This is a genomic window from Streptomyces sp. C10-9-1 (assembly GCF_024497955.1).
GTDB classification, from domain to species: domain Bacteria; phylum Actinomycetota; class Actinomycetes; order Streptomycetales; family Streptomycetaceae; genus Streptomyces; species Streptomyces sanyensis.
In genome coordinates this window covers 1-22,713 of sequence record NZ_JANHKP010000015.1, presented here as the reverse complement: position 1 = coordinate 22,713, position 22,713 = coordinate 1, and the positions used below count along the sequence as shown (strand labels likewise).

Annotated in this window: 20 protein-coding genes; 11 read left to right on the top strand and 9 right to left on the bottom strand. The window is 76.0% G+C overall.

All coding sequences use genetic code 11. The features are described 5' to 3' along the window. Positions 1–733 precede the first annotated feature (733 nt). Both NPS70_RS21430 and NPS70_RS21425 read left to right on the top strand, forming a co-directional pair. Entirely contained in the window at positions 734–2,200 is a 1,467-nt protein-coding gene (locus NPS70_RS21430) for an SDR family NAD(P)-dependent oxidoreductase (protein ID WP_256525990.1), read from the top strand. A 322-nt stretch (positions 2,201–2,522) separates the two neighbouring features. Beyond that, positions 2,523–2,693 carry a hypothetical protein gene (locus tag NPS70_RS21425; protein ID WP_256525989.1) on the top strand — a complete coding sequence of 57 codons (171 nt, stop codon included), beginning with the start codon at positions 2,523–2,525 and terminating at the stop codon, positions 2,691–2,693. 84 nt (positions 2,694–2,777) lie between these two features. Here the strand turns inward: NPS70_RS21425 and NPS70_RS21420 are convergent, their stop codons facing one another. Genes NPS70_RS21420 through NPS70_RS21410 form a run of 3 tightly spaced genes read right to left on the bottom strand, consistent with a single transcriptional unit; the run spans position 2,778 to position 5,575 of the window. Continuing rightward, positions 2,778–4,181: a lipase maturation factor family protein gene (locus tag NPS70_RS21420; protein ID WP_256525988.1), complete on the bottom strand. Its 1,404-nt coding sequence runs from the start codon at positions 4,179–4,181 to the stop codon at positions 2,778–2,780. Between the two features lie 60 nt (positions 4,182–4,241). Beyond that, positions 4,242–4,760 (bottom strand): DUF1990 family protein, encoded by a 519-nt coding sequence (locus NPS70_RS21415; protein ID WP_256525987.1) that lies wholly within the window; start codon positions 4,758–4,760, stop codon positions 4,242–4,244. Then, on the bottom strand, positions 4,757–5,575 hold the full coding sequence (locus NPS70_RS21410; protein ID WP_256525986.1) for a YndJ family protein: 819 nt from the start codon (positions 5,573–5,575) through the stop codon (positions 4,757–4,759). The genes NPS70_RS21415 and NPS70_RS21410 overlap by 4 nt, the downstream gene beginning before the upstream one ends. Positions 5,576–5,795: 220 nt before the next feature. Between NPS70_RS21410 and NPS70_RS21405 the strand changes: the two genes are divergently transcribed. From NPS70_RS21405 to NPS70_RS21395, 3 genes are read left to right on the top strand one after another with little or no spacing between them, the layout of a single operon-like run. Next, positions 5,796–6,869 carry a DUF6777 domain-containing protein gene (locus NPS70_RS21405; RefSeq protein ID WP_256525985.1) on the top strand — a complete coding sequence of 358 codons (1,074 nt, stop codon included), beginning with the start codon at positions 5,796–5,798 and terminating at the stop codon, positions 6,867–6,869. A 57-nt stretch (positions 6,870–6,926) separates the two neighbouring features. Beyond that, complete coding sequence (locus NPS70_RS21400; protein WP_256525984.1) at positions 6,927–8,999, top strand: SpoIIE family protein phosphatase; 2,073 nt, start codon at positions 6,927–6,929, stop codon at positions 8,997–8,999. A 54-nt stretch (positions 9,000–9,053) separates the two neighbouring features. Beyond that, complete coding sequence (locus tag NPS70_RS21395; protein WP_256525983.1) at positions 9,054–9,914, top strand: Fpg/Nei family DNA glycosylase; 861 nt, start codon at positions 9,054–9,056, stop codon at positions 9,912–9,914. 81 nt (positions 9,915–9,995) lie between these two features. On the opposite strand, the gene NPS70_RS21390 is transcribed toward NPS70_RS21395, so the two are convergent. Further along, positions 9,996–10,670: an anti-sigma factor gene (locus NPS70_RS21390; RefSeq protein WP_256525982.1), complete on the bottom strand. Its 675-nt coding sequence runs from the start codon at positions 10,668–10,670 to the stop codon at positions 9,996–9,998. 169 nt (positions 10,671–10,839) lie between these two features. Here NPS70_RS21390 and NPS70_RS21385 point away from each other — a divergent pair, with 169 nt between their 5' ends. Next, entirely contained in the window at positions 10,840–11,649 is an 810-nt protein-coding gene (locus NPS70_RS21385; protein ID WP_256525981.1) for a LytTR family DNA-binding domain-containing protein, read from the top strand. A 78-nt stretch (positions 11,650–11,727) separates the two neighbouring features. On the opposite strand, the gene NPS70_RS28760 is transcribed toward NPS70_RS21385, so the two are convergent. Further along, complete coding sequence (locus NPS70_RS28760; protein ID WP_256525980.1) at positions 11,728–13,683, bottom strand: GNAT family N-acetyltransferase; 1,956 nt, start codon at positions 13,681–13,683, stop codon at positions 11,728–11,730. A gap of 933 nt (positions 13,684–14,616) precedes the next feature. Here NPS70_RS28760 and NPS70_RS21375 point away from each other — a divergent pair. From NPS70_RS21375 to NPS70_RS21365, 3 genes are read left to right on the top strand one after another with little or no spacing between them, the layout of a single operon-like run. Then, positions 14,617–14,997, top strand: coding sequence for a hypothetical protein (locus NPS70_RS21375; protein WP_256525979.1), 381 nt, complete (start codon positions 14,617–14,619; stop codon positions 14,995–14,997). A gap of 3 nt (positions 14,998–15,000) precedes the next feature. Then, a complete protein-coding gene (locus tag NPS70_RS21370) occupies positions 15,001–16,791 on the top strand; it encodes a cation acetate symporter (protein ID WP_256525978.1) in 1,791 nt (596 codons plus the stop codon). Beyond that, positions 16,788–18,011: a histidine kinase gene (locus NPS70_RS21365; RefSeq protein WP_256525977.1), complete on the top strand. Its 1,224-nt coding sequence runs from the start codon at positions 16,788–16,790 to the stop codon at positions 18,009–18,011. The genes NPS70_RS21370 and NPS70_RS21365 overlap by 4 nt, the downstream gene beginning before the upstream one ends. A 63-nt stretch (positions 18,012–18,074) precedes the next feature. Here NPS70_RS21365 and NPS70_RS21360 read toward each other — a convergent pair whose 3' ends face one another. Both NPS70_RS21360 and NPS70_RS21355 read right to left on the bottom strand, forming a co-directional pair. After that, positions 18,075–18,596: a hypothetical protein gene (locus NPS70_RS21360; RefSeq protein ID WP_256525976.1), complete on the bottom strand. Its 522-nt coding sequence runs from the start codon at positions 18,594–18,596 to the stop codon at positions 18,075–18,077. Between the two features lie 111 nt (positions 18,597–18,707). Further along, positions 18,708–19,325 (bottom strand): sigma-70 family RNA polymerase sigma factor, encoded by a 618-nt coding sequence (locus NPS70_RS21355; RefSeq protein ID WP_256525975.1) that lies wholly within the window; start codon positions 19,323–19,325, stop codon positions 18,708–18,710. 438 nt (positions 19,326–19,763) lie between these two features. On the opposite strand from NPS70_RS21355, the gene NPS70_RS21350 reads away from it, so the two are divergent. Further along, complete coding sequence (locus NPS70_RS21350) at positions 19,764–20,633, top strand: polysaccharide deacetylase family protein (protein WP_256525974.1); 870 nt, start codon at positions 19,764–19,766, stop codon at positions 20,631–20,633. 40 nt (positions 20,634–20,673) lie between these two features. Here NPS70_RS21350 and NPS70_RS21345 read toward each other — a convergent pair whose 3' ends face one another. Next, a complete protein-coding gene (locus NPS70_RS21345; RefSeq protein ID WP_256525973.1) occupies positions 20,674–21,348 on the bottom strand; it encodes a class F sortase in 675 nt (224 codons plus the stop codon). 286 nt (positions 21,349–21,634) lie between these two features. On the opposite strand from NPS70_RS21345, the gene NPS70_RS21340 reads away from it, so the two are divergent. After that, complete coding sequence (locus NPS70_RS21340; protein WP_256525972.1) at positions 21,635–22,126, top strand: hypothetical protein; 492 nt, start codon at positions 21,635–21,637, stop codon at positions 22,124–22,126. 124 nt (positions 22,127–22,250) lie between these two features. Here the strand turns inward: NPS70_RS21340 and NPS70_RS21335 are convergent. After that, the coding region (locus NPS70_RS21335) for a hypothetical protein (RefSeq protein WP_256525971.1) at positions 22,251–22,713 on the bottom strand (463 nt) is incomplete at its 5' end.

Below are 22,713 nucleotides of genomic sequence, written 5' to 3'. Positions count from 1 at the left end.
CCCGTACTGCCGCGGGAGTAGGGGAGGAGTCGGCGGGTGGGCTCTTCGACGGGCACGACCGGACGGGTCGGTCCACCCCGGGGGAGAGGCCCGCTGCGGGGTGTGCGCTTCATCCCCCAGTATCCGGTCCGCCCCCGCCTGCCGCGCGCCCGGCGGTGACGGCCCCGGCGGAGCCCGTCTCCGCCCCGGCGCCGGGGACGTGTGCCGCCGGGGGGCCCGGGTCTCCCCGGGGTGGCAGCGGGCCGGCCGCCGTGCGCCGTCCGCACGGCGGCCGGCCCGCGTCCTCCCCCGGTGGGGCATGCCGGACCCCCATCCGGCATGCCCCACTCCCCTGTGCAGTGGCCGGTACGCGCTCCATGGTGGAGCGCCGGGGTCCTCGAATGTGTGGACTCGGTGACAACTGGCGGGAAACGACTGCGCTGCCGCTTGCGCTGTGCTGGGCGCTCTCCCCGCAGGTCAAGGGGCACCTGTGGGTAAGCGATTACCTTCCGTGAGAGGTCTGTACCAATCGGCTGGCCATCTGCCCTGCGTATTTCGGCCAGTCCGGGACGGACGCCCGGGGGAGGGCCGGCCCCCCCGATCCGGCCGCGGCCCGTCCTCGGGCCCGGGCGCCCCGGCGCCCCGCGCCGGCCCGGCCGTGACGGACGCCATTTGGAGGGGGCCCTCCCCCTCGCTAAAATCGCGCTTTTGGACATGCCGACGGCATTCGAGTGACCGAGGAACAGCGAAGGCGATGACCCTGACAGAGGACAGCCCCGTGGCCCACGGCCCGGGTATCGACCCGGAGCGGCTGGCCGTCTGCCTGAGCGTGCTCGAGGAACTCGACCGGCTGGAGGTCGACCACCCCGACGCCGTCGCGGTGCGCCGGGCCACCGCCGGTGTCTACCGCACGGTGAAGCAGCGCCGCCGCCAGGAGCGGCGCGCGGCGAAGACGGCGCACGACCGGGCGGTGACCGAGGCGACCGCCACCGGCAGCGCCGAGCGCATCGACGACGAGACCCAGGGGCTGCTGCCCAGCTCCACGGCCGCCGGCGACATCGCGGGCGTACTCCGCCGTCCGCGCTCCTGCTACATCTGCAAGACCCGCTACGTCGAGGTCGACGCCTTCTACCACCAGCTCTGCCAGGAGTGCGCCGCCCGGAACCGCTCCCGCCGCGACGCGCACGCCGACCTGAGGGGCAAGCGCGCTCTGCTCACCGGCGGCCGGGCCAAGATCGGCATGTACATCGCCTTGCGCCTGCTGCGCGACGGGGCCCACACCACGATCACCACGCGCTTCCCCCACGACGCGATCCGCCGGTTCAAGGCCATGCCCGACAGTGACGCGTGGATCCACCGGCTCAAGGTCGTGGGCATCGACCTCCGCGACCCCGCCCAGGTCGTCGCCCTGGCCGACTCGGTCGCCGCGGCCGGTCCGCTGGACATCCTGATCAACAACGCGGCCCAGACGGTCCGCCGCTCGCCGGGGGCGTACCGCGAGCTGGTGGCGGCCGAGTCGGCGCCCCTTCCGGCGGGCGAGCTGCCTCCGTCCGAGGTGATCGGAACCTTCGGCAGCGGTGCCGTCGACACGGTGGCCGCCCTGCCCTCGGCCCGGAGCGAGGCGCTCGGTGCCCAGCAGGTCACCGAACTCGCCCTGGTCGGCGGTTCGGCCGCGCCCGCGCGCATCGAGGCGGGCACCGCGATCGACGCGGGCGGTCTGGTGCCCGACCTCCACGCCAGCAACAGCTGGATCCAGACGGTCTCCGAGGTCGACCCGGTCGAGCTGCTGGAGGTGCAGCTCTGCAACTCCACCGCACCGTTCATCCTGATCAGCCGCCTGCGCCCGGCCATGGCCGCGGCCCCGGGGCGCCGCAAGTACGTGGTGAACGTCTCGGCCATGGAAGGGGTCTTCAGCCGCGGCTACAAGGGGGCGGGTCACCCGCACACGAACATGGCCAAGGCGGCGCTGAACATGCTCACCCGCACCAGCGCCCAGGAGATGTTCGAATCGGACCGCATCCTGATGACCGCCGTGGACACCGGCTGGATCACGGACGAGCGTCCGCACCCCGACAAGATGCGGCTGGCGGAGGCCGGTTTCCATGCACCGCTGGACCTGGTGGACGGCGCCGCCCGCGTCTACGACCCGATCGTGCGGGGCGAGGAGGGCGAGGACCTGTTCGGATGCTTCCTGAAGGACTACGCCCCGTCCAAGTGGTGATCGGGCTTTCCGGACGTTCCCCTCTTGTCGGATAGTCCGCATTCTTTCGGTCCTCTTCACGGCCGGTGCGCCAGCAGGCGCGCCGGCCGTTGTCCATTTGGAGGGGGTCGTTGGCCTGAATGTGACAGGGAAACGGGCCCCATCGAGCATGGGGCCGCTCATTTGGTTAGTCTGTGGGGAATGAGCGGCCCCCAAGGGATCCACCAGTCCCCCTCGGCCGTCCAGGGACAGGTCCTCAACCCGGCCGCGATCCCGCACGTGTTGACTGCGCCACCGCGACCCAACCGGACCTGTTCCCCTTCGCGACACAGAGGAGTGCGCGGTGACATCAGATGTGAAGCATGAGACGAGGCCGCCTGATCGCGGCGGCCAGAGGCCGGGCAAGACCGAGGAACTGGGCAGTCTCGAGGTATGGGCCCGCTCGGCTCCGATCAGGCTCGCCGGGTACGAGGAGGACCTCGCCGAGCCGCACATCCTGCAAGGCATCGACTGAGCCGGACGACCAGCCGCACTGCGCCGCCGTGCCCCCCGCCCACGCCGGGCGGGGGGCACGGGCGTGACCCGGCCCGGCCCGCCCTCAGCGCAGCCGCGTGGGCGGCAGGAACTCCCGCACCGGTGTGCGGTGCCACCAGGCCCCGGTCTCGCGCCGTTCGGCGCGCGTCGTGTAGCGGTAGCGGTACAGCAGGGCCCGGACCTGCACGGGAGGCGCGTCCGGGAAGGGGTTGCGGGCGAGCAGCCGCAGGGTGTCGCGGTCGCCCCGCAGCAGCCGTTCGACGAACCCCGGGAACCAGGGCGCGGCATAGGCGGGGGAGAGGGCCGCGAACCACATCATCCAGTCCAGTCGCAGATGGTAGGGCGCGTACTGGCGCGGCCTGCGGTGCACGTCCCCCGGCTTGCCCCTGAAGCCGTACGCGCGCCAGACCGTCCCGCCGCCGGCCACCGCGTCGTCCGTCCCCTCCACCACCACCTCGTAGCGCACCCGGCTCACGCTGCCGAACGCGCCGTAGGAGTTGACCAGGTGCAGGGGGTCGTAGGACCGGTTCATGGCCTGGTGGCGCGAGAGCAGGTTGCGGGCGGGCCGGTAGCTCAGGGCGAGCAGGACCGCCGCGACGGCCAGGACGACGGCCTGGTACCACGGGGGCGCGTCCGGCAGGCTCCGCACGGCCAGGGGCGAGGCGTCCACCGCCGGGAGCGCGAGCACGATCGTCAGCCAGTTCAGCCAGGCGAAGTTGCCCGAGAGCACCAGCCACAGCTGGGTGACCACGATCAGCCCGGCGGCCGCGCTCGCCACCGGCTGCGGGGCGAACAGCAGGAACGGCACCCCCAGCTGGACCGCGTGGTTGGCCGCCGTCTCCGCGCGGTGCAGCGGCCGGGGAAGGTGGTGGAACCACCAGCTCAGCGGACCGGGCATCGGCTGGGTCTCGTGGTGGTAGTCCAGGCAGGTCAGGTCCCGCCAGCAGCGGTCCCCCCGCAGCTTGATCAGCCCCGCGCCGAACTCGACCCGGAAGAGCAGCCAGCGCAGCAGCCAGAGGACCACCACCGGAGGGGAGGTGCGCTCGTTGCCCAGCAGGATCGCCAGGAAACCGGCCTCCAGCAGCAGCGACTCCCAGCCGAAGCCGTACCAGGTCTGGCCGACGTTGACGATCGACAGGTAGAGCGCCCACAGGGCGGCCCACCAGGCCATGGCGACGGCGAGCGGCAGGTGGTCCGCGGCCCCGGCCGCGAGACCGGCGGAGAGCAGCACCCCGCACCAGGCCGTGCACGCGAACAGCCGGTCGCTGTAGCGGAGCCGGAAGAGGCTCGGCGCGGCCCGCGCGGGCACCCGCCGCAGATGGGCGGGGACCGGGAGCATCCCGCGCTCTCCGATGAGCGCCCGGAACTGCAGGGCGGCGGAGAGGAAGGCGACCAGGTACACCACGGCCAGGGCCCGCTGGAACACCAGCCGGCTCAACCAGTAGGCGTCGTCGCCGAACCACTGCATCGCCTCCAGTATCGCGGCCGGGGAGGACTCCCCGCGCAGCGGCCCGCGGAGCGCGCCCCCTCAGGCGGCCGCCGCCCGGCGCAGCACCCCCGCCAGCCGCCGGGCGTAGAGGCGCTGCGCGAGCGGCACCGCGGGCCCCGCGAGGCGGGTGTACCAGGCGGCGGGGCGGCTGAAGGCCCGGACCGTGAACCACACCTCCCCGTCCTCGCGCAGCTCCACCAGGAACGCCTCCTCCCCGCACTCGGGGTGGCCGGCCTCGGTTCCGTAGGCGAAGCCCGTGCGATCGGGCCCGTCCGCGGCCCAGACCACCTCGCACGGGGCGGTGAGCCGCAGCGGACCGGCACCCAGCGAGATCCGCACCCGCACCCCGGGCTCCGCCCGGGGTGCCGAGGCCTCCACCCGCGCCCCGGAGGCGCGGTGCATCTCCCAGCCCGTGACCGCCGCTCCCGCGGCCTCGAAGACGGCGCGGCCGTGGCCGATCCGCTCGGCGACGTGCAGGTGCAGGTAGCCGCGCGGCAGGGGAGCGCCGCGGGTCGCGCCGACCTCGGGGTAGCTGAGCGCGGAGGGGGGCGTGGTCATGCGGGTGTCTCCTTCAGTCGTCTCCAGGCGAGCACCGAGCAGAGCGCGAAGCCCAGTGCGTTGCCGAGCCCGTGGGTTGCGGCCATCCAGGCCAGATCGGGGTGCGGAAGCCCGGTGGCCTCGCCGAGCGCCCAGCTGAGGGCGAGCAGCATGGTGGCCACCAGGACCCCCGCCGAGAGGGCGAGCAGCAGGCGGGTGGGTGCCTCACGGGCGCGGCTGCGTACGTCGCGCCAGGTCAGCAGGGCGACCGCCCACATCCCGGCCGTCAGGACCACGGCCCCGGCGAGCTCGGTGGCGTCGCCGAGGAAGTAGCCGACGAGGACGAGCAGCGTGCCCGCGGGCACGCTGAGCGCGGCGAACCGCCCGAGGGGGCCGCCCGTGGCGGTGCAGACCAGCCCGGCGACGAGCGCCGCGGCGAAGCCGGCGTAGTGGAAGTGGGGCACGGTCAGGGCGAGGATCTCCAGGTCGAAGCCGAAGAGCCGGTGGCCCCCTCGCTCGGCCACCAGGGCGATTGCCGCCACGGCGGGCGAGAGCAGGGCGGTGAGCACGGCGACTTCGGCCGGCGCGGCCGACCGGGTCCGCCGCAGCCGCCGGGGCGCCTCGGCCGCGAGGGCCAGGGTCCCCGCCGTGTAGACCCCGGCGAGCGCCACCGCAGCGGTGCCCCGGGGCAGCCACAGCGCGGCGGATCCGGCCAGTGCGCACAGCGGCCATGCCCGCCGAATGGCGGTCGGCGGGTGCGGTGCCGCCAGGCGGAGCCCGGCCGGCACCACGAACAGCATGCCGAGCATCACGATCAGGTTGACCAGCACCGACACGGCACCCCACCCCCCTGTTGAACGTGTTCAACTGCTTTCGGCGGTGAGCCTACGGGTTGGATTGAACGCGTTCAAGTCGCGTCCTGGCTGAAGATCCGTCAGAACTTGAGGTGTGGACGGTGCGCCCGGCCCGGGAGCCGGTCCGCGGGCGGGAGGCCCGCCGTCCGCCGCAGGCGGAGCGAGGGACGCAGAGCTGAGGGAGAACGAGGTGCGCGCACCGATGCAGCGACTGTCCGTGGCGGCCGCCACGGCGTGGGTGGGACTCCTCGCCGCCGGTTGCGGTGGCACGGACGCCCCGCCCGGACCGGAGGAGCTGCTCCTCCAGCCGGCCGGCGCCCGCGGCGCGGGCGCCTACGCCCCCTCCGCAGCGGTCCCCGCGCCCGCCTTCGCCCCGCCCGCCGTCACCGCCGCCCCCGCCAGCCCCTCCGGCGGGGGCACCACCCTGCGGACGCTGTCCGGCGCCGCCCCCGGCCTGTACGGCGGCCTGCCGGAGCGGGCGAGCTGCGACGTCCCCGCCCTGACGCGCCACCTGTCCGCCGACCGGTCCGAGGGCCGTGCCTTCGCCACCGCGGCGGAAGTCGAGCACGAAGACGTCGCCGCCTTCCTGCGCGGCCTGACACCGGTCGTCCTGCGGGCCGACACCCGGATCACCGGACACCGCCTCACCGACGGCGGCAACCGCGCCCACCAGGGCGTCCTGCAGGCGGGGACGGCCGTGCTCGTGGACCACTTCGGCGCCCCCCGCGTGCGCTGCGCCGACGCGAGCCCCCTGGGGCCGCCCGTCCCCGCCGAACGCGCCGTCGTCCCGCGCGGCCGGCCCTGGGACCGCTACCGCCCCGACCAGGCGATCGTCGTCAAACCCGCCGAGCAGGTCGTCAGCAGCCTGCTCCTCGTGAGCACCGCCGACAGCAGCTGGATCGAGCGGCCCTCGGGCACCGGGGGCGAGGAGGACGCCCGGCCGGAGGTGCTGCCGCCGGTGGCCGCCGGGGAGGTGTTCGCCGACCCCGCCCTCGCCGGGCCCGACGCCGGGGCCGTCCCGGCGCCCGCGGCCCCGGGCGACACTGGGTCCGCGCCGGCCGGGCAGGCCCCCGAGGCGCCGCTCCCCGACGCGCCCGTGTACGACCCCCTCCCGCCCGCCGACGTCCCGCCCCCGCAGCCGGACGCGGCCCCGCAGCCGGACGCCGCCCCGGTCCCCGACCCGCTGCCGGACGGCCCCGACGCCCCACCCGTCCTCCCGGACGTCCCGCTTCCGCCCGCCTCCGACCCCTACGCCTCCGGGTACTCCCCGGGGTGACCCGCCCGGGCACCGGATCCGGTCGTGGGAAGCGGCAAATGATGGCAGAGTGGCTGCATGGCTGATCGGGCAGCGGGTGCCCTGTCGCTTCCCGACGACTGGCCGGCACGCGCGGAGACGACTCTGAGTCTCACTCGCATGGGCACCTTCGACTGGGACCTGGGCAGCGGTCTCCTGCACCTCGACCCCGTCGGTCTCGCCCTGTTCGACCTGCGCCCCGAGGAGTTCAACGGCCGGCCCGACGGCCTCGCCCCCAGGGTGCCCGCGGACGAGGCCGTCCGCCTGGACACCCTCGTGACCCAGGCGCTCAAGCGCGGGGCGGAGCACTACGGCGCCTACTTCCGCGTCCGGCGCAAGGACGGGAGCCTGCGCTGGACCCACACCCAGGCCCGCGTCCGGCGCGACGCGGGCGGCCGCCCGGTGCGCATCACCGGCATCGTCCGGGACGCCACCCAGGAACTCGCCGACTCCGCCGCGCGCATGGGCCTCGACGCCGACCGCCGCCGCCAGACCAGCGTCGTGGAGTCCACCACCGCCGCCCTCGCGCACGCCCGCACCGTCGAGGACGTCATCGCCCTGCTCCGCGGCTCGCAGGGTCTGGAGCACCTGGGGGCGACCAGCCTGGTGATGGGCCTCCTGGAGTCCGGGCGCATCCACCTGGTCGCCGAGGGCCCGGAGGAGTCCTTCGTCCCCGGCACCCGGTGGACCCGGGTCGACGAGCAGTACCCGATGAGCGAGGTGGTGCGGACCCTCGCCCCCCGCTTCATCGAGTCGGCAGAGGACTTCGCCGCCTCCTACCCGGTCCTGTGGCCGCACATCAAGGGCCTGGGCGTGTCCGCCGCCGCCTACCTCCCGCTCATCGCCCAGGCCCGCCCCATCGGCGCGCTCGGCCTGCTCTACCGCGACAAGGAGGGCTTCACCTCCGACGAGCGGAACCTCCTGGTCGCCCTCGGCAGCAGCATCGCGCAGAGCCTCCAGCGCGCCGTCCTGTACGAGCAGGAGCACGATCTCGCCGAGGGCCTCCAGCAGGCGATGCTGCCCCGCCGCATCCCGGAGGTCGCCGGTGCGCAGATCGCGGTGCGCTACCGCTCGGCACGGCTCGGGCGGGACATCGGCGGCGACTGGTACGACGTCATCCCCCTGCCCGGAGGCCGTGTCGGCGCCGTGATCGGCGACGTCCAGGGGCACGACACCCACGCGGCCGCGGTCATGGGGCAGCTGCGGATCGTGCTGCGGGCCTACGCCGCCGAGGGCCACACCCCGGCCACGGTGATGGCCCGCGCCTCCGTCTTCCTCCACGAGCTGGACACCGACCGCTTCGCCACCTGCACCTACGCCGAGGTGGACCTGACCACCGGCGTCGTCCAGCTGGTGCGCGCCGGGCACGTCGACCCGCTCGTCCGCGACCAGGACGGCAGCCCCCGCAGACTGCCCGTGCAGGGCGGGCTCCCGCTCGGGCTGTCCGCGGAGTTCCGCCGGCTGGAGTACCCGGTCACCACCGTCGAGCTCGACCCCGGCCAGACCCTGCTGCTCTACACCGACGGGCTGGTGGAGCAGCCCGGCGCCGACCTCGACGACGGGATGCGCCTGCTCGCCGCCCTCGTCCACGACGGCCCCCGCGACCTGCAGCTGCTCGCCGACCGGCTCTGCGAGGTCGTGGACGAGCGCGGCGGGGACGACGACGTGGCCCTGCTGCTCCTGCGCCGCAAGGGCACCTTCGCGCCGCAGGCGGGCGGACGCCTCCAGCAGCACGTGGCCCAGAACGACCCCGAGGCGCTGCGCTCGGCCCGGCACATGGTCCGCGCCGCGGTACGGGCCTGGGGGGCGAGGGAGCGGGCCGACGAGATCGAGCTGGCCGCGGACGAACTCGTCACCAACGCCCTGATGCACACCGACGGCGGAGCCATCGTGACCGTGCGGGTGCTGTCCGGTCCCCGGCGCCTGCTCCGGGTGGAGGTGGAGGACCGCTCCAGTGCCCTGCCGCGGCGCAGGGAGGCGGGGGAATCCGGGGTCTCGGGGCGCGGGCTGATGCTCGTCGACCGGTTGTCCGACACCTGGGGCGTGGAGTCGCGCGGCAGCGGCAAGTGCGTGTGGTGCGAGTTCGCCGTCCCGGAGCGGGACCACCGCTGACGGCCGCCCCGCCCGTGCCTCGCGCCGCCCACCGCCGTGCGGCAGGGTGGAGGCATGCCCGAACTGCCCGAGGTGGAGGCGCTGCGCGGCTTCCTCGCCGCGCACCTGGCCGGACGGTCCGTCGCCCGCGCCCTCCCCGCCGCCGTCAGCGTGCTCAAGACCTACGACCCGCCGCTCCCGGCGATCGAGGGGGCACCGGTCACGGCCGTGGACCGCCACGGCAAGTGGCTGGACGTCACCGCGGGGGAACTCCATCTGGTGGTCCACCTCGCCCGGGCGGGATGGGTGCGCTGGCAGGACCGCGTTCCCGAGGCACCCCCGCGTCCGGGCCGGGGGCCGCTGGCGCTGCGGGTCGTCCTCGACGACGGCAGCGGCTTCGACCTCACCGAGGCGGGCACCACCAAGAGGATGGCCGTCCACCTCGTCCGCAGCCCCGGGGAGGTCCCGGCGATCGCCGCCCTGGGGCCCGATCCGCTCGCCGACTCCTTCGACCTGGCGGCCTTCACCGCACTGCTCTCCGGAGAGCGCCGGAGGATCAAGGGCGCCCTGCGCGACCAGACGCTGATCGCCGGGATCGGGAACGCCTACAGCGACGAGATCCTCCACGCGGCCCGGATGTCGCCGTTCAAACCGGTGCAGAACCTCGACGAGGACGAGCTGCGCACCCTCCACGCCAGCCTGCGCGCCACGCTCGGCGAGGCCGTCGCGCGCTCCCGGGGCACCGCGGCGGGCCGGCTGAAGGCGGAGAAGCGGAGCGGCATGCGCGTCCACGGACGCACCGGGCAGCCGTGCCCCGTCTGCGGGGACACCGTCCGGGAGGTGTCGTTCAGCGACTCCTCGCTCCAGTACTGCCCGACCTGCCAGACCGGCGGGAGGCCGCTGGCCGACCGCAGGCTCTCCCGCCTGCTGAAGTGACCGCCGGGCCCGGGGCCTCCGCTCGCCCGCCGTGCCGCGGCCTCCGCTCCGGTGCGTGGCCCCCGCACCAGCCCGCCGGGATCAGCCGCCGATCGACAGCAGGCGCTCTCCGTTCTCGCCCCGGACCTCCCACCGCCCGATCTCGGCCGAGCGCAGCATCGTGCCCCCGGCGATCTCCAGCGGCCCGGCGGAGCCGGAGGCGCCGTCGATCCCGTAGCCCGACTCCGGCACCCGCCAGCTGAGCACGGGGTACTCCGCGCCGTCGGTGCCCACGGCGACCAGCCGGCAGGTCCGGGGGCCGGGCAGGTCGCTGAGCCGCATCGCCACCGAGGTGCCCCAGCCGTGGTCCGCCAGCGCCACCGAGGCCCGCACCCCCGAGACCGGGTCGGAGGCCGCCACCCGCTGCACCGGCACGGCCGGTGCGCCCGGCCCGTGGACGGCGACCACGGCCACGGGGAGCGCCACGACCAGCGCCGCCGCGGCGGCGCCCACGGCCCACCGCCGCCGCCCGGCCCTGCGCCGCTGCGCCCGCACCCGCCCGGTCAGCCGGTCCAGCACCTCGGGGGAGGGCGCGGTGGGCAGCCCTCCGGGCTCGGCCAGCTCGCGCAGGGCGTCCGCCATGGCGGTGAAGTCCGTCAGCTGCACGGTGCACCGCATGCACCCGGCGAGATGCTCCTCGAAGCGGATCGCGTCCCCGGGTTCCAGGACACCCAGCGCGTAGGCGGCCACATCGCGGTGCGGCTCCTGGCGGGTCATGGCGATCCTCGATTCCTGGTGTTACGGCCGGTCACTCTGCTATACGCAGCGACCCCGGCCCCTGCTCAATGCGCCGACGGCGTCGTGCACACGAGTCCGGGGACCCCGTTTCGCCCCTCGCCGCGACACGGGCCGCGGCCCCCGCGCCGCAGGCCCTACACTCCGCTCCATGCTGCGCGTACTGGCCGTCGACGACGAGAGACCGGCGCTGGAGGAACTGCTCTACCTCCTGAGGGCGGACCCGCGGGTGCGCACCGCCGAGGGCGCCACCGACGCCACCGAGGCCCTGCGGCGGATCGGCCGGGCGCTGGAGGCGGGGCCGGACGGCGACGAGTCCGTCGACGTGGTGTTCCTCGACATCCACATGGCCGGGCTGACCGGCCTCGACGTGGCCAGGCTGCTGGCCGGCTTCGCCCGCCCGCCGCAGATCGTCTTCGTCACCGCCCACGAGGGCTTCGCCGTGCAGGCATTCGACCTCAAGGCCGTCGACTACGTGCTGAAACCGGTGCGCCGCGAACGCCTCGCCGAGGCGGTCCGCCGGGTCGGCGAACTGGTGGCCGCCCAGCGGGAGCCGGCAGGCGCCGTGCGCAGGGGCGGTGCCCCGGCGGTCGTCCCCGGGCCGGGCGGCGACCAGATCGCGGTGGAACTCGGCGGGGTCACCCGCTTCGTCCCGGTCGACGACATCTCCTACGTGGAGGCCCAGGGCGACTACGCCCGCCTGCACACGGCGGACGGAAGCCATCTGGTGCGCATCCCGCTGTCCACCCTGGAGGAGCGCTGGGCCTCCCGGGGCTTCGTCCGCATCCACCGCAGCCACCTGGTCGCCCTCGCGCGGATCGACGAACTGCGCCTGGACGCCGGTGCCACGACCGTCCGCGTCGGCAGCGCCGAACTGGCCGTCAGCCGCCGCCACGCACGCCAGCTGCGCGACCTGCTGATGCTGCCCCGCGCCAGGACCTCCCAGGGCCGCGGCGCCTGACGGCCCGGGCGCGGACGGCGTCGCCGCCGTCCGCGCGCCGGGACCGGGCCGCCGGGTGCGCCGGAGCCGGGCGACGGCTCACTCCTCCCAGTCCCAGGTGCCGAAGTACGCCGCCTCGCCCGTCCGCCGTGCCCTCTCCACCGCGCTCAGGCGGGCGAAGTCCCCGGGCGGCATCAGCGCCCGCCACCCGTCCAGGGGCAGGACCCGCACCTCGTCATGCTCCCGCGGGTCCAGGACGATGCCCCGGATCTGCGCCGGGGTGAGCCGCCCGCCGTCGAAGACCGTGCCCAGGCTGCTGTAGGGCCAGCCGGCCCCGGGCAGCCCGTAGACGGTGGCCAGGAGGCGGGGAGGGGACGGCGGGGTGAGGCCGGTCTCCTCCCGGCACTCGCGCACGGCCGTCTCCCAGGGCCGCTCGCCCGGGTCCATCGTGCCGCCGACCAACTGCCACGGATGGGCGGGCGAGTAGACGGAGTGCAGCTGGAGCGGCCGGTCGTCCTCGTCGGTGTAGTAGACGCAGGCGAACGCGGTGGCCTTCAGCACCGTCTCGGCGTACCGCTCCGGGGGCATCCAGCCGCTGCCGTGCCCGGAGGCGCCGTCGGCGGCGGGAGGCTCGGGACGGGTCATCCGCATCGACACCGGGCTCCCCGTGAAGCCCAGCTCCCGGTAGAGCGGAGCCGCCTCGACGCTGGCGTCGACCTCGAACAGGGTGACGTGTTCCTTCTCGGCGAGGTGGTCCACGAGTGCGGACACCGCGGCACGCGCGCAGCCCCGGCGTCTCAGGTCCGGGCGGGTGGCCACGATGTGGAGCCGGGCGGCCAGCCCCCGGGGGCGGTCGGGCGTCGGCAGGGCGGAGTGGACCAGACCGAGGGCGCAGGAGGCCAGCGCACCGTCCGGCGCGTCGACGACGAAGGCCCGCGCGTCGCCCGCCGGGCCCAGGCGCGGGGCCAGTTCGGTCGCGCACCGCCGGATCCACTCCTCGCTCAGGGGCTCCGCCAGGATGTGCGCCGAGCGCATCCGGACGATCGCCTCGGCGTCCTCGGGGGTGGCTGCCCGGACGCCGCCCCACCGGCCGGGTCGCACCCCATCCGGCACGACGGCGGTGGAGGGCCGGTGCGGCCCGGCGTCCTCGGTGCCCGCGGCGCCGGGGCCGCGCCCGCGGGCGACGGGCAGCGGGACCGCCACGTCCCCCGCGCCGGGGGCCGTGCTCCTCCCGACGGCGGAGGGCGCCGGGGCGGAGCCCGGCGCCGGGTGCGCCGTCCCCTCGGCGGCGGCGAGCGGGTGCAGGGACCCGTCAGCTCGGCGCCTCGGCCGGGTGTCGCCGCGCCGCAGGGGCGGAACCCCCCGCTCCGCGGCGGCCGGGCGGGCCTCGCGCACCCGTGCCGGGGAGCGGTCGCGGCCCTCGCGGGCGGGACGTGCGGCGACGGGCGCCTCGGGCGGCGTATGCGCACCGCGCCCCCCGGTGCCGGCCGTGGGGAGCTTCGCCCGGAGCGCCGGGCAGGCCACCTCGGACAGGGGGAGCCACCGGGCGCCCCCTCCGTCGGCCCCGGTCGGCGCCCGGTGCACGGAGCAGCCGGGCACCAGGGGGAACAGGAACCGGAAGTCGTAGCGGCGGCGGCCGGGTTCGCCCGTCCCCGGATCGGCGTCGACGTCGTGCACGGCGATGTCCAGCGGTTCCCGGAGTCGCCGGGGCGTCAGGCACAGGTCCCCGGGCAGGATGCCGGTCTCCGCCGAGAGCCCGCGCAGTGCCGCGTCCGCCAGGTGCCGGTCGGCCGCCTCGACGGGGACGCACGGCGCGGGCAGGCACGGTGTTCCGCCGCGGAGGGTGTGCAGGACCCGGCGGTCGCGGTCCACGACGACGGCCGTGCAGGTGAGGGGCGCAAGACGGGCGCAGCGGCCCCGCGGGCCGGAGGGCCCGGCGGTCCCGGCCGGGGCCGCCAGGTGGGCCAGGAGCCCGGCTAAGGACCGGAGTTCCCCGGGGTGCCGGGAGAGGTACGCCTGTGCGATCGCACGGACGGAGGGGAGGAAGAGCCCCACGTCGTCACCTTTCTTTCGCGGGCCGGGTTGGCCGAGCCGAGGGGCGGCCCGGTCGGCCCCACCGGCTCCTGCGGGGGCGCCCGGGGAACCCGCCGGGCCGGGGTGCCGTGCGCGGGACGGGCCGGTTCCGCACCGTGTGCCTTCGTGCGTGGGCAGTGCGTCCTCCGGCCGTCGGGGTGTCCCGGAACGTGCCGGGTCGGAGTGTGGCTGCCCTGATCGCCGCGTGCGTACTCGCCCCCGAAGGGTGAGCCGCCACCGGCGGCCGCCCGGCGGGTCGCGAGGGCCCGCGTCCCCGTGCCCCGGGCACGGTCGCACCCGGTCGAGCGGCCCGCACGGCACCGGCACCGCGTGCGCGCGCAGCCCCCGCGCTCTCCCGGGCGAGGGGCTGCTCGCGGGGGAGGCGCGCCTGCCGGGACGGGCCGCCGGCACCGTGCGGCCCTTCCCCGGAGGACGTCGTGGAGGCGGGCGACGGCGCGTTCGGGGGCGCTACCGGAGTTCCGGTCGGACGACGGGGCCGCGCGGCCGGGCTCCGTCCGGCCGGAGACCGGCAGCCCGCTGCCGAGGGCCTCCCCGGAGGTCCTCCGGGAGGAGTTCCTCGAACCCGGGCGGGACCTCGGGGCACGTCCGTTCCCCCTGGTGATCCGCCTGCAGGGGCCTTCGGGCCGTGCCCCGGCCCGGGTCCCGCCGTGAGCATGCGCGGCGGGGCCGTCGTGCGCCTGCGACCCGCCTGACTCCGCGCCGCGGGCGCCGCTTTCCCCACCTGTCCCACCCGAACGCCCGCGTCTCTACCGCCCGTGATCGCCCCTGCGTAGACTCCCTGCTCCGGGTCCGCCCGCTCCGGCCGGGCCCCGAAGCGCCCCTGCCCGCGACCCCCGCCCCCGACTCGACCCCCGACCCGCGAAGACCTGCGACCCGACGCTGGAGCGGACGCCGATGCCCCCAGAGCACACCCCCCGCCGCGAGGTGGTCACCGGTGTGCCCCGCGCCGCCCGCCGCCGCCCCGGGCACGCTCCGGCCCGCTCCGAGATCAGCGAGCAGACCACCCTCGGCACCACCTATGTACGCTCTCTGATGCGCAGTCAGCTCCGGGCGGCGCTGCGCGCGCTCGGCGTGCTGGTCCTGCTGGTCGGCAGCCTGCCGCTGCTGTTCGCCCTGCCCGGCGCCCTCGGCGGGTGGCCCGGCTCGCCCGCGCCGTTCGTCTGGGCGGCCCTCGGCTTCGGCGTCTACCCCGTGATGTGGCTGACCGCCCGCTGGTACGTGCGGCGGGCCGAGCGCAACGAGCGGGACTTCGTCCGCCTCGTCGAGGGCCGCTGACCCGTGGAGCGCACGTACACCGCACTCGCCGTCGCCGGCGTCGTCCTCGCCACCGTGCTCATCGGCGGACTGGGCCTGCGGATATCCCGCACCACCTCCGACTTCTACGTCGCCTCCCGCACCGTGAAGCCGGGCCTGAACGCCGCCGCCATCAGCGGCGAGTACCTCTCCGCCGCCTCCTTCCTCGGCATCGCCGGCCTGGTGCTGCTCCAGGGCCCGGAGATGCTCTGGTACCCGGTCGGCTACACCGCCGGCTACCTGGTCCTGCTGGTCCTGGTCGCCGCACCCCTGCGGCGCTCGGGCGCCTACACCCTCTCCGACTTCGCCGAGGCCCGCCTGGAGTCCGCCGCCGTCCGCAGGCTGGCCAGCCTCTTCGTCGTCGGCATCGGCTGGCTCTACCTCCTGCCGCAGCTCCAGGGAGCGGGACTGACGCTGGCGATCCTCACCGGGGCGCCCGACTGGCTCGGTTCGGTCGTGGTGGCCGTGGTGGTCACGGGAGCGGTGGCCGCCGGGGGGATGCGCAGCATCACCTTCGTCCAGGCCTTCCAGTACGGGCTCAAGCTCACCGCCCTGCTGGTGCCCGCGCTCTTCCTCGCCACTGCCTGGGCGGCCGACGACGCCCCGCGCGCCCGCTTCGACGCGCCGGCCGTGCTGCGCGAGCACACCGAGGTACGGATCGACGACACCGTCCGCGTCGACGTCGGGGCGCCGCTCACGCTCACCGCGACAGGCACCGTGGACGGCGAGGTGCGCCGGGGCGAGCCGTTCACGCTGGAGGAGGGGCCGCACCGCATCGAGGCCGGCACCGTCCTCGGACTGCCGAAGGGCGCCCCCGTCCCGGAGCGCGCCGCCACGGACGCGGACCCGGCCGGCTGGTCCCAGCCGCTCGCCGGAGGGCGCGAGGGCCCCCAGCTGTACGCCACCTACGGCCTGATCCTCGCGACCTTCCTCGGCACGATGGGCCTGCCGCACGTCGCCGTCCGCTTCTACACCAGCCCCCACGGACGCGCCGCCCGGCGGACCACGCTGGTGGTGCTCGGCCTGATCGGCGCCTTCTACCTGCTGCCCCCGGTCTACGGCGCCCTGGGCCGCGTCTACACCCCCGAACTCGCGCTCACCGGGGAGGCCGACGCGGCCGTGCTCGTGCTGCCGGAGCGGGTCATCGGGGGAGCGGGGGGCGAACTGCTGGGTGCGCTGCTGGCGGCGGGGGCCTTCGCCGCCTTCCTGTCGACGGCCTCGGGCCTGACCATGTCCGTGGCCGGGGTGATCACCCAGGACGTGCTGCCGCCGCGCGGAGTGCGGTACTTCCGTCTGGCCACGGTCCTGGCGATGACGGTCCCTCTGGTGCTGTCCGTGGTCTCGCGCGACGTGCCCGTCGCGGACGCCGTGGGGCTGGCCTTCGCCGTCTCCGCCTCCTCCTTCTGCCCGTTGCTCGTCCTCGGCATCTGGTGGCGGCGCCTCACCCCGCCGGGCGCGGCCGCCGGGCTGGTCGCGGGCGGCGGCTCCGCCCTGACCGCGGTGATGGCGACGCGGGCGGGCCTGCCCCCGCAGGGGTGGCCGCACACGCTGATGGCCTGGCCCGCGGTCTGGTCCGTCCCCCTGGGGTTCCTGACCATGGTGGGCGTCTCCCTGGCCACCGCCCGCCATGTGCCCGCGGGGGCGGGCGCCATCCTCGCCCGGCTGCACCTCCCCGAGGACCTGGCCGCCCGGACGGGCCACCAGGGGCCCGGGCGGACCGGGGGCCCCGGCCCCGGGCCGACGGGGCACCGCGGGCGCGAAGGAGCGGGCCGGTGAGCGGCACCGGAGCCGTCGCGCTCGCCGCCACGGGCGGGGTGCTGCTCCTCGCGCTGGGCTTCGTGCTCGGCGCGTCCGCGGCCCGCCGGGGCACCCGCCGGGACCTGGACCTGGGCACCCCCGTGGAACGGGCGACCTTCCACACCCTGCACACCGCCTCGCTCGCCGCGCCGCCGCTGCGCGCCGGGCTGACCGAGGACACCGCGCGCAAGGCCGTGCGCAGGCTCCGCTCGCTGCTGGGCACCGAGGCCCTGTGCCTGACCGACCGGGGGCGGGTGCTCGCCTGGGACGGGCCCGGCGACGACCACCACCGCGAGCAGGCCCTGGCCCGGGTGCGGGAGGTGCTGGACTCGGGGCGCGGGCAGAGCGCCCACTGCCGCTGCGAGGAGGTGGACTGCCCGCTGCGTTGGGCGGTGGTCGCGCCGCTGACCGGCGAGGACGGGGTGCTCGGCGCCCTGGTGGCCTACGGGTCGCGGGAGTCGGCGGTGCTGGCCCGCGCGGCGACGGAGGTCGCCCGCTGGGTCTCGGTGCAGCTGGAGCTGGCGGAGCTGGACCGCTCGCGCACACGGCTGATCGAGGCGGAGATCCGCGCCCTGCGCGCCCAGATCTCCCCGCACTTCATCTTCAACTCGCTGGCCGCGATCGCCTCGTTCGTGCGCACCGACCCCGAGCGGGCCCGGGAACTGCTGCTGGAGTTCGCGGACTTCACCCGCTACTCCTTCCGCCGGCACGGCGAGTTCACCCACCTCGCCGACGAGCTGCGCTCCATCGAGCAGTACCTGGCGCTGGCAGGGGCCCGCTTCGGCGACCGGCTGACCGTCACCCTCCAGGTCGCCCCCGAGGTGCTCCCGGTCGCCCTGCCGTTCCTCTGCCTGCAACCGCTGGTCGAGAACGCGGTCAAGCACGGGCTGGAGGACTCCCGGGAGCGCTGCCGGGTCACGATCTCCGCCCAGGACGCCGGGGCGGAGGCGGTGGTCGTCATCGAGGACGACGGCGTCGGGATGGACCCCGCGGTGCTGCGCTCGCTGCTGGCGGGGGAGCGGACCGCCTCCTCCGGCATCGGGCTGCTCAACGTGGACGACCGGCTGCGCCAGGTCTACGGCGACGCGTACGGGCTGGTCGTCGAGACGGCCGTGGGCGCCGGGATGAAGATCACCGTGAGGATCCCCAAGTACCGTGCGGGCGTGCACTCCTCGCCCGGACCGGGTGCGCTCGCCTGACCGTGTGCGCCTCGGCCCGGGTGCCCCCTCGGCCGGCGGCCGCGCCGCCCGGTCGCCGGGCGCTCACCACAGGCCGACCGCCAGGTGCCCGAGCGGGACGCCGATCCGCCACGCCGGTGTCCACACCCGGCGCCCCTCGTCCACCGCCGTCCCCGCCGCGGAAGGCGCCCCGGAGCAGGGTTCCCCCAGACCGCCGAGGTCCGCCGCGTGGACCTCCGTGCCCCGCAGCCACTCCCACGCGGCGGCGGCGGGGCCCAGGTCGGGGTCCGGGACCCCGCTCCGGGCGAGCTGCGCCCGCTCGCCCAGCCGCCGGGCGGCCCAGTGGGACCAGGGGTGCCCGTGGGCGGTGACGGCCAGCCACTCGCGCGAGCGGGGACCGGCGTCGGCGGGGGAGGGGGGACGGGCGCCCTCGCAGAGGTGCACCGTCAGCGCCAGGGCGTGCAGCCCCGCCCGGAACTCGACCGTGCCCCGGTCCACCAGGTCCGCGGACCGCAGCACCTCGTCCGCCGTGTACTCGGCGCACCACCATCCGAGCGGCACGGCGAGCCCCGGCCCCCCGGTGTCGCCCGAAGTCCCGCGCAGCATCGCCCCACCTCTTCCTTCCCGCCGTGCGGATCGCCGTCGCGCGGACCGCCGCCGTGCGGACTGTTCCCGACGAGCCTCTCCCGTCCGGTACGGCGGCGGGCCCGAATCTGCTCAACTCGCCCGTGAGGTACGGCATACGCCCCCGCCGTGCCCGTGGTCGGAGTGGCGGGGGCGGTCCACGGAGGCCCGCGGGTCCACGGGTGCGCCACGGCGGCTGTAGCCGGGCAGGCCGCGGGCGAGCGCGCGCAGCGCGTAGTGCGAGCGGGACTTCACCGTGCCGGGCGGGATGCCGAGCGCCTGTGCCGCCTCGTTGACGCTCAGGCCCCCGAAGTACAGGTGCACCAGCACGGCCCGGTGCTCCGGGCTGAGCGACCCCACCGCGGCACGCACGTCCAGGGCGGCCACGGCGCTCTCCGTGGCGTCGCAGGGGTCCGGGACGGCGGCGAGGACCCCGTCGCCGATCTCCGCCGGCCGGGCCAGCCGGGAGCGGCGTGCGTCGATCGCGAGGCGCCGGCCGACGGTGAACAGCCACGGGCGCATGGAGTCGTACGGGGCGTCGAAGGCCTCGGGGTGCTGCCAGGCCCGGAGCAGGGTCTCCTGGAGCAGGTCCTCGGCGCGCTGCTGATCACCGTAGGTGAGGCCGAGCAGGAAGCCGAGCAGCGCCGGGCCGTGGTCCCGCTGGAGCTCCGCCAGCGCCTGCTCGTCGGTGGTCGCGGTCGCCGTCGCCATGCGTCAACATCCTTTCGCCCGTGGGCCGCTGTCACGTGGCGTATACGAACGCATCCGGCCGGATCGCGACAGACGCCGGACGGGGGGCGTCGGTGAACGGTCGCACCGGGCGACGAACGGTGCGGTGAGCGGTCGGCCGGGCCGCGCGACGCCGGCCCGCGCGGCGGTAGGCCCCTCGGAGCACCGCGGCCACCTGCCGGCACCCCGGCCCGGCCAGCCGCACCGCCGCCCGGCGCGCGACGGCCGCGCACCCCGCCGCGGCGTCGCAGCACCGCACCCGGCGCCGCGCGGCGGTCCACCGGGACGGCCGCGCCCCCGGCCGGCCGGCACCGGGCGGCGCCGCCGGGCGGGCGGTCGCGGTGGTCCCATCGGGTTGAATCCCGCCCGTGCCCGTGTCGTTTCCCCCTCCCGGGGCACGGCACGTGCGAGCAGTGGGCCATGCACAAGGACCAACTGCCCGTCCGTCGCCGCTCGGTACTGCACTGGGCCGCCGCGCTCGGCGGGGCCGCCGTCGTCGGGGGACTGTTCGCCACCGAGCCCGGCGGCGCACCGGGGCGCCCCGCCCCGCGGCCGGCGCCCGTGCCGGAGCCGGAGCCCGTGGCACCGGCGGCCGGTCCGCAGGCCGCGGCCGGTCCGCGGCAGCCGGCCTCCTCCTACCGCCTCCAGCCGATGACGGCGCATGCCCCCCGGGTGCGGCGCGCACGTCCGCCGGTCCGCACCCGGCCGATCCTCGAACTGCCCGGTGCGGGCAGGACGATCGTGCTGACCTTCGACGACGGGCCCGACCCGCGGTACACCCCCGGGGTGCTGGCCACGCTGCGCGAGTTCCGCGTGCCGGCGATGTTCTTCGTCTGCGGGGAGATGGCCCAGTACCACCCGGACCTGCTGCGCGAGATGGCCGACGACGGCCATGTGATCGGCAACCACACCTGGTCGCACCCCCTGGTGCCGGGGCTGACGCGCCCGGCGATCCGGCGGGAACTCTCACGGACCTGCGAGGTCGTGGACCGCGCGGTGGGTACCGGGCCCCTGTGGTACCGCGCGCCCTACGGGGCCTGGAACAGGCACTCCTTCGAGATCGGCGCGGAGCTGGGCATGGAGCCCCTGGCCTGGACCGTCGACACCCTGGACTGGACCGAACCCGGAACGGGCACCATCGTCCGCCGGGTCATGGACGGTGCCGCGCCCGGTGCGGTCGTCCTCTCCCATGATGCGGGCGGCAACCGCTCGCAGAGCGTCGCCGCCCTGCGGAGGTACCTGCCGCGCCTGCTGGACGCCGGGTACCGCGTCACCGTCCCGCACCGCTGAGGCGACCGCCGGGGGCCCCGCGGGGCCCCCGCCCGGGCGGTCAGCCGGCCTCGACCATCCGCGCGAAGACGACGACGTTCCCGTCGTAGCCCGAGGCCCGGGAGTACCCGCCGCCGCAGGTGATCACGCGCAGCTCCGGCCGGCCCGTGTCCCCGTACACCCGCACGCCGGGGAAGTCGTCCTTGGCGAACACCTCCACCCCGTAGACCTCGAAGACCGCCGTGCGCCCGTCCAGCCGGGGCACCTCGACGCGGTGGCCCTTGCGGAGCGAGCCGAGACCGTAGAAGACCGCCGGGCCCGCCTGGTTGTCGACGTGCCCGACGATCACCGAGGTGCCGCGCTGGCCGGGGGCCACCCCGTTCTGGAACCAGCCGGCCAGGTTGGGGTCGGCCGCGGGCGGGGCCGCGATCCAGCCCTTGTCGTCGAGACCCACGTCCATGATCGGGGCGTCGACCTTCAGGGCGGGGATGCGGATCGTCTTCGGAGGCGCGTACGCGAGTGGTTCGAGCGGGACGGGAAGGAAGTTCTCCCCCGCGCCGCCGGTGGCGGAGGCCGCGGCCGCGGGCTGCGGCGGCCCCGCACCGGAATCCACCCCGTTCCTCATCAGGGCGATGCCGCTGAGCATGACGAGTGCCAGTACGCCCCAGGGCGAGGGGCGCCTGATCCGTTCACGGCCGAAGGTGTCCCGGTCCGCTCTTCTCCCCTTGATGCGCATGCAGGCACGCTAAGCGCGCCCGCGGAGGGCGGCGATCAGGGAAGGGCGAACGGGTGGCCGGGGCCAGCCGGGTGATCCGTTCGGGTCATCGGACCGCAGGAGCGGCCGACGGTCCGTGACCTGCGGGTCCTTGCGATCATGACCCCGGCGGGCGTACCGGCGGTCACCGGGGTGGCCCAAGCCCGATATGCGCCGCTTGTCGGCCTCGGTGAGGGTTCGTCATGGAAGGCGTCCTCGTCGACTTTCCCGGAGCGCCGCTTCGGAGCGTCTTCCTGGAGGTTCAACGATGCGTGCAGCACGCGCTCTCGCGGTGACCGCGACCGCCTTCGCGGCCGTCGGGCTCTGCGCTCCCCTGGCCGCCGCCGGCGGCGGGGACGGCCCGAGGAACGTCCAAGTCAGCCCGTCCACGGTGTTCCCCGGCGGCACCCTGACGATCACGGTCGACGGCTGCCACCGGGGTGGCACCGTCAGCTCCAACGCCTTCCCCGACGCGACCCTCTCGCGCGGCGACCGAGGCCAGCAGGAGGCCACGGCCAGGGTCCGCAACAACGCCCGGCCCGGCGACTACCACCTGACGGTCCGCTGCAACAACAGCGACCAGACCGCCAGCGCCTCGTTCACCGTGCGCCCGGGCCGAGGTGCGCAGGGCGGTCTCGGGGGGTCGGTCGGCCCCTCCAGCACCGAGATGGCCATCGGCGCGGGGCTCGTCGCCTCGGCGGCGGTGGGCGGCAGCCTGTTCGTCGCCCGCCGGCGCCGCACGGTCGGCGGTCAGGCCTGACCGGCCGAACCTCCCGGTCAGCCGGGCCGCCCGTCGCCCCGGGTCCGCAACGGACCCGGGGCGACGGGCGGTTGCCGCCGGGACGGGGGCTCGGTACATGCCCGCGCCCGGCCGTGCGGGGGCATCAGTGACGCCGGTCGGCCGTCCGCCTGCGGACGACCAGGACGGTCGCCGCCGCCGCGGCCGCCACCAGGGCGCCGCCCGCGGCGATCTCCGCGGTGCCGGCTCCGCCGATGCTGCCCCCCACACCGCCGCCGACGCCCGAGGGGGCGATGGTCACCGCGGAGCGGGTGGAACTCGCGGTCGGCGTGGAGGAGCCGCCGGCGATCCTGAGGTCGAGCGTCCCGATCCGCCCGGTGCAGTTGAACTGGACCGAGTACACGGCACCGGGACGGGCGTCCCAGTCGACCACGGCGGTGGCGGCGCCGTTGCGCGGGATCGTCACGGTGTCGAACACACCGGACGTGACGGTCGTGGTACTGGGACAGCCACCCGCCGTCAGGGTGACCCTGCCGCCCGCGGACACCGTCGACGGTGTCACCGAGAAGTCGTAGGGGGTGTTGTTGACGGCCACGGCGGGCGCGGAC

What these genes read in the sequence shown, in the direction of transcription:
- NPS70_RS21360 (WP_256525976.1), bottom strand. Translation starts at nt 18,596, where the DNA reads ATGCTGCGCGGGACTTCGGGCGACACCGGGGGGCCGGGGCTCGCCGTG.
- NPS70_RS21350 (WP_256525974.1), top strand. Translation starts at nt 19,764, where the DNA reads ATGCACAAGGACCAACTGCCCGTCCGTCGCCGCTCGGTACTGCACTGG.
- NPS70_RS21375 (WP_256525979.1), top strand. Translation starts at nt 14,617, where the DNA reads ATGCCCCCAGAGCACACCCCCCGCCGCGAGGTGGTCACCGGTGTGCCC.
- NPS70_RS21340 (WP_256525972.1), top strand. Translation starts at nt 21,635, where the DNA reads ATGCGTGCAGCACGCGCTCTCGCGGTGACCGCGACCGCCTTCGCGGCC.
- NPS70_RS21430 (WP_256525990.1), top strand. Translation starts at nt 734, where the DNA reads ATGACCCTGACAGAGGACAGCCCCGTGGCCCACGGCCCGGGTATCGAC.
- NPS70_RS21395 (WP_256525983.1), top strand. Translation starts at nt 9,054, where the DNA reads ATGCCCGAACTGCCCGAGGTGGAGGCGCTGCGCGGCTTCCTCGCCGCG.
- NPS70_RS21390 (WP_256525982.1), bottom strand. Translation starts at nt 10,670, where the DNA reads ATGACCCGCCAGGAGCCGCACCGCGATGTGGCCGCCTACGCGCTGGGT.
- NPS70_RS21355 (WP_256525975.1), bottom strand. Translation starts at nt 19,325, where the DNA reads ATGGCGACGGCGACCGCGACCACCGACGAGCAGGCGCTGGCGGAGCTC.
- NPS70_RS21420 (WP_256525988.1), bottom strand. Translation starts at nt 4,181, where the DNA reads ATGCAGTGGTTCGGCGACGACGCCTACTGGTTGAGCCGGCTGGTGTTC.
- NPS70_RS21415 (WP_256525987.1), bottom strand. Translation starts at nt 4,760, where the DNA reads ATGACCACGCCCCCCTCCGCGCTCAGCTACCCCGAGGTCGGCGCGACC.
- NPS70_RS21345 (WP_256525973.1), bottom strand. Translation starts at nt 21,348, where the DNA reads ATGCGCATCAAGGGGAGAAGAGCGGACCGGGACACCTTCGGCCGTGAA.
- NPS70_RS21385 (WP_256525981.1), top strand. Translation starts at nt 10,840, where the DNA reads ATGCTGCGCGTACTGGCCGTCGACGACGAGAGACCGGCGCTGGAGGAA.
- NPS70_RS21405 (WP_256525985.1), top strand. Translation starts at nt 5,796, where the DNA reads ATGCAGCGACTGTCCGTGGCGGCCGCCACGGCGTGGGTGGGACTCCTC.
- NPS70_RS21400 (WP_256525984.1), top strand. Translation starts at nt 6,927, where the DNA reads ATGGCTGATCGGGCAGCGGGTGCCCTGTCGCTTCCCGACGACTGGCCG.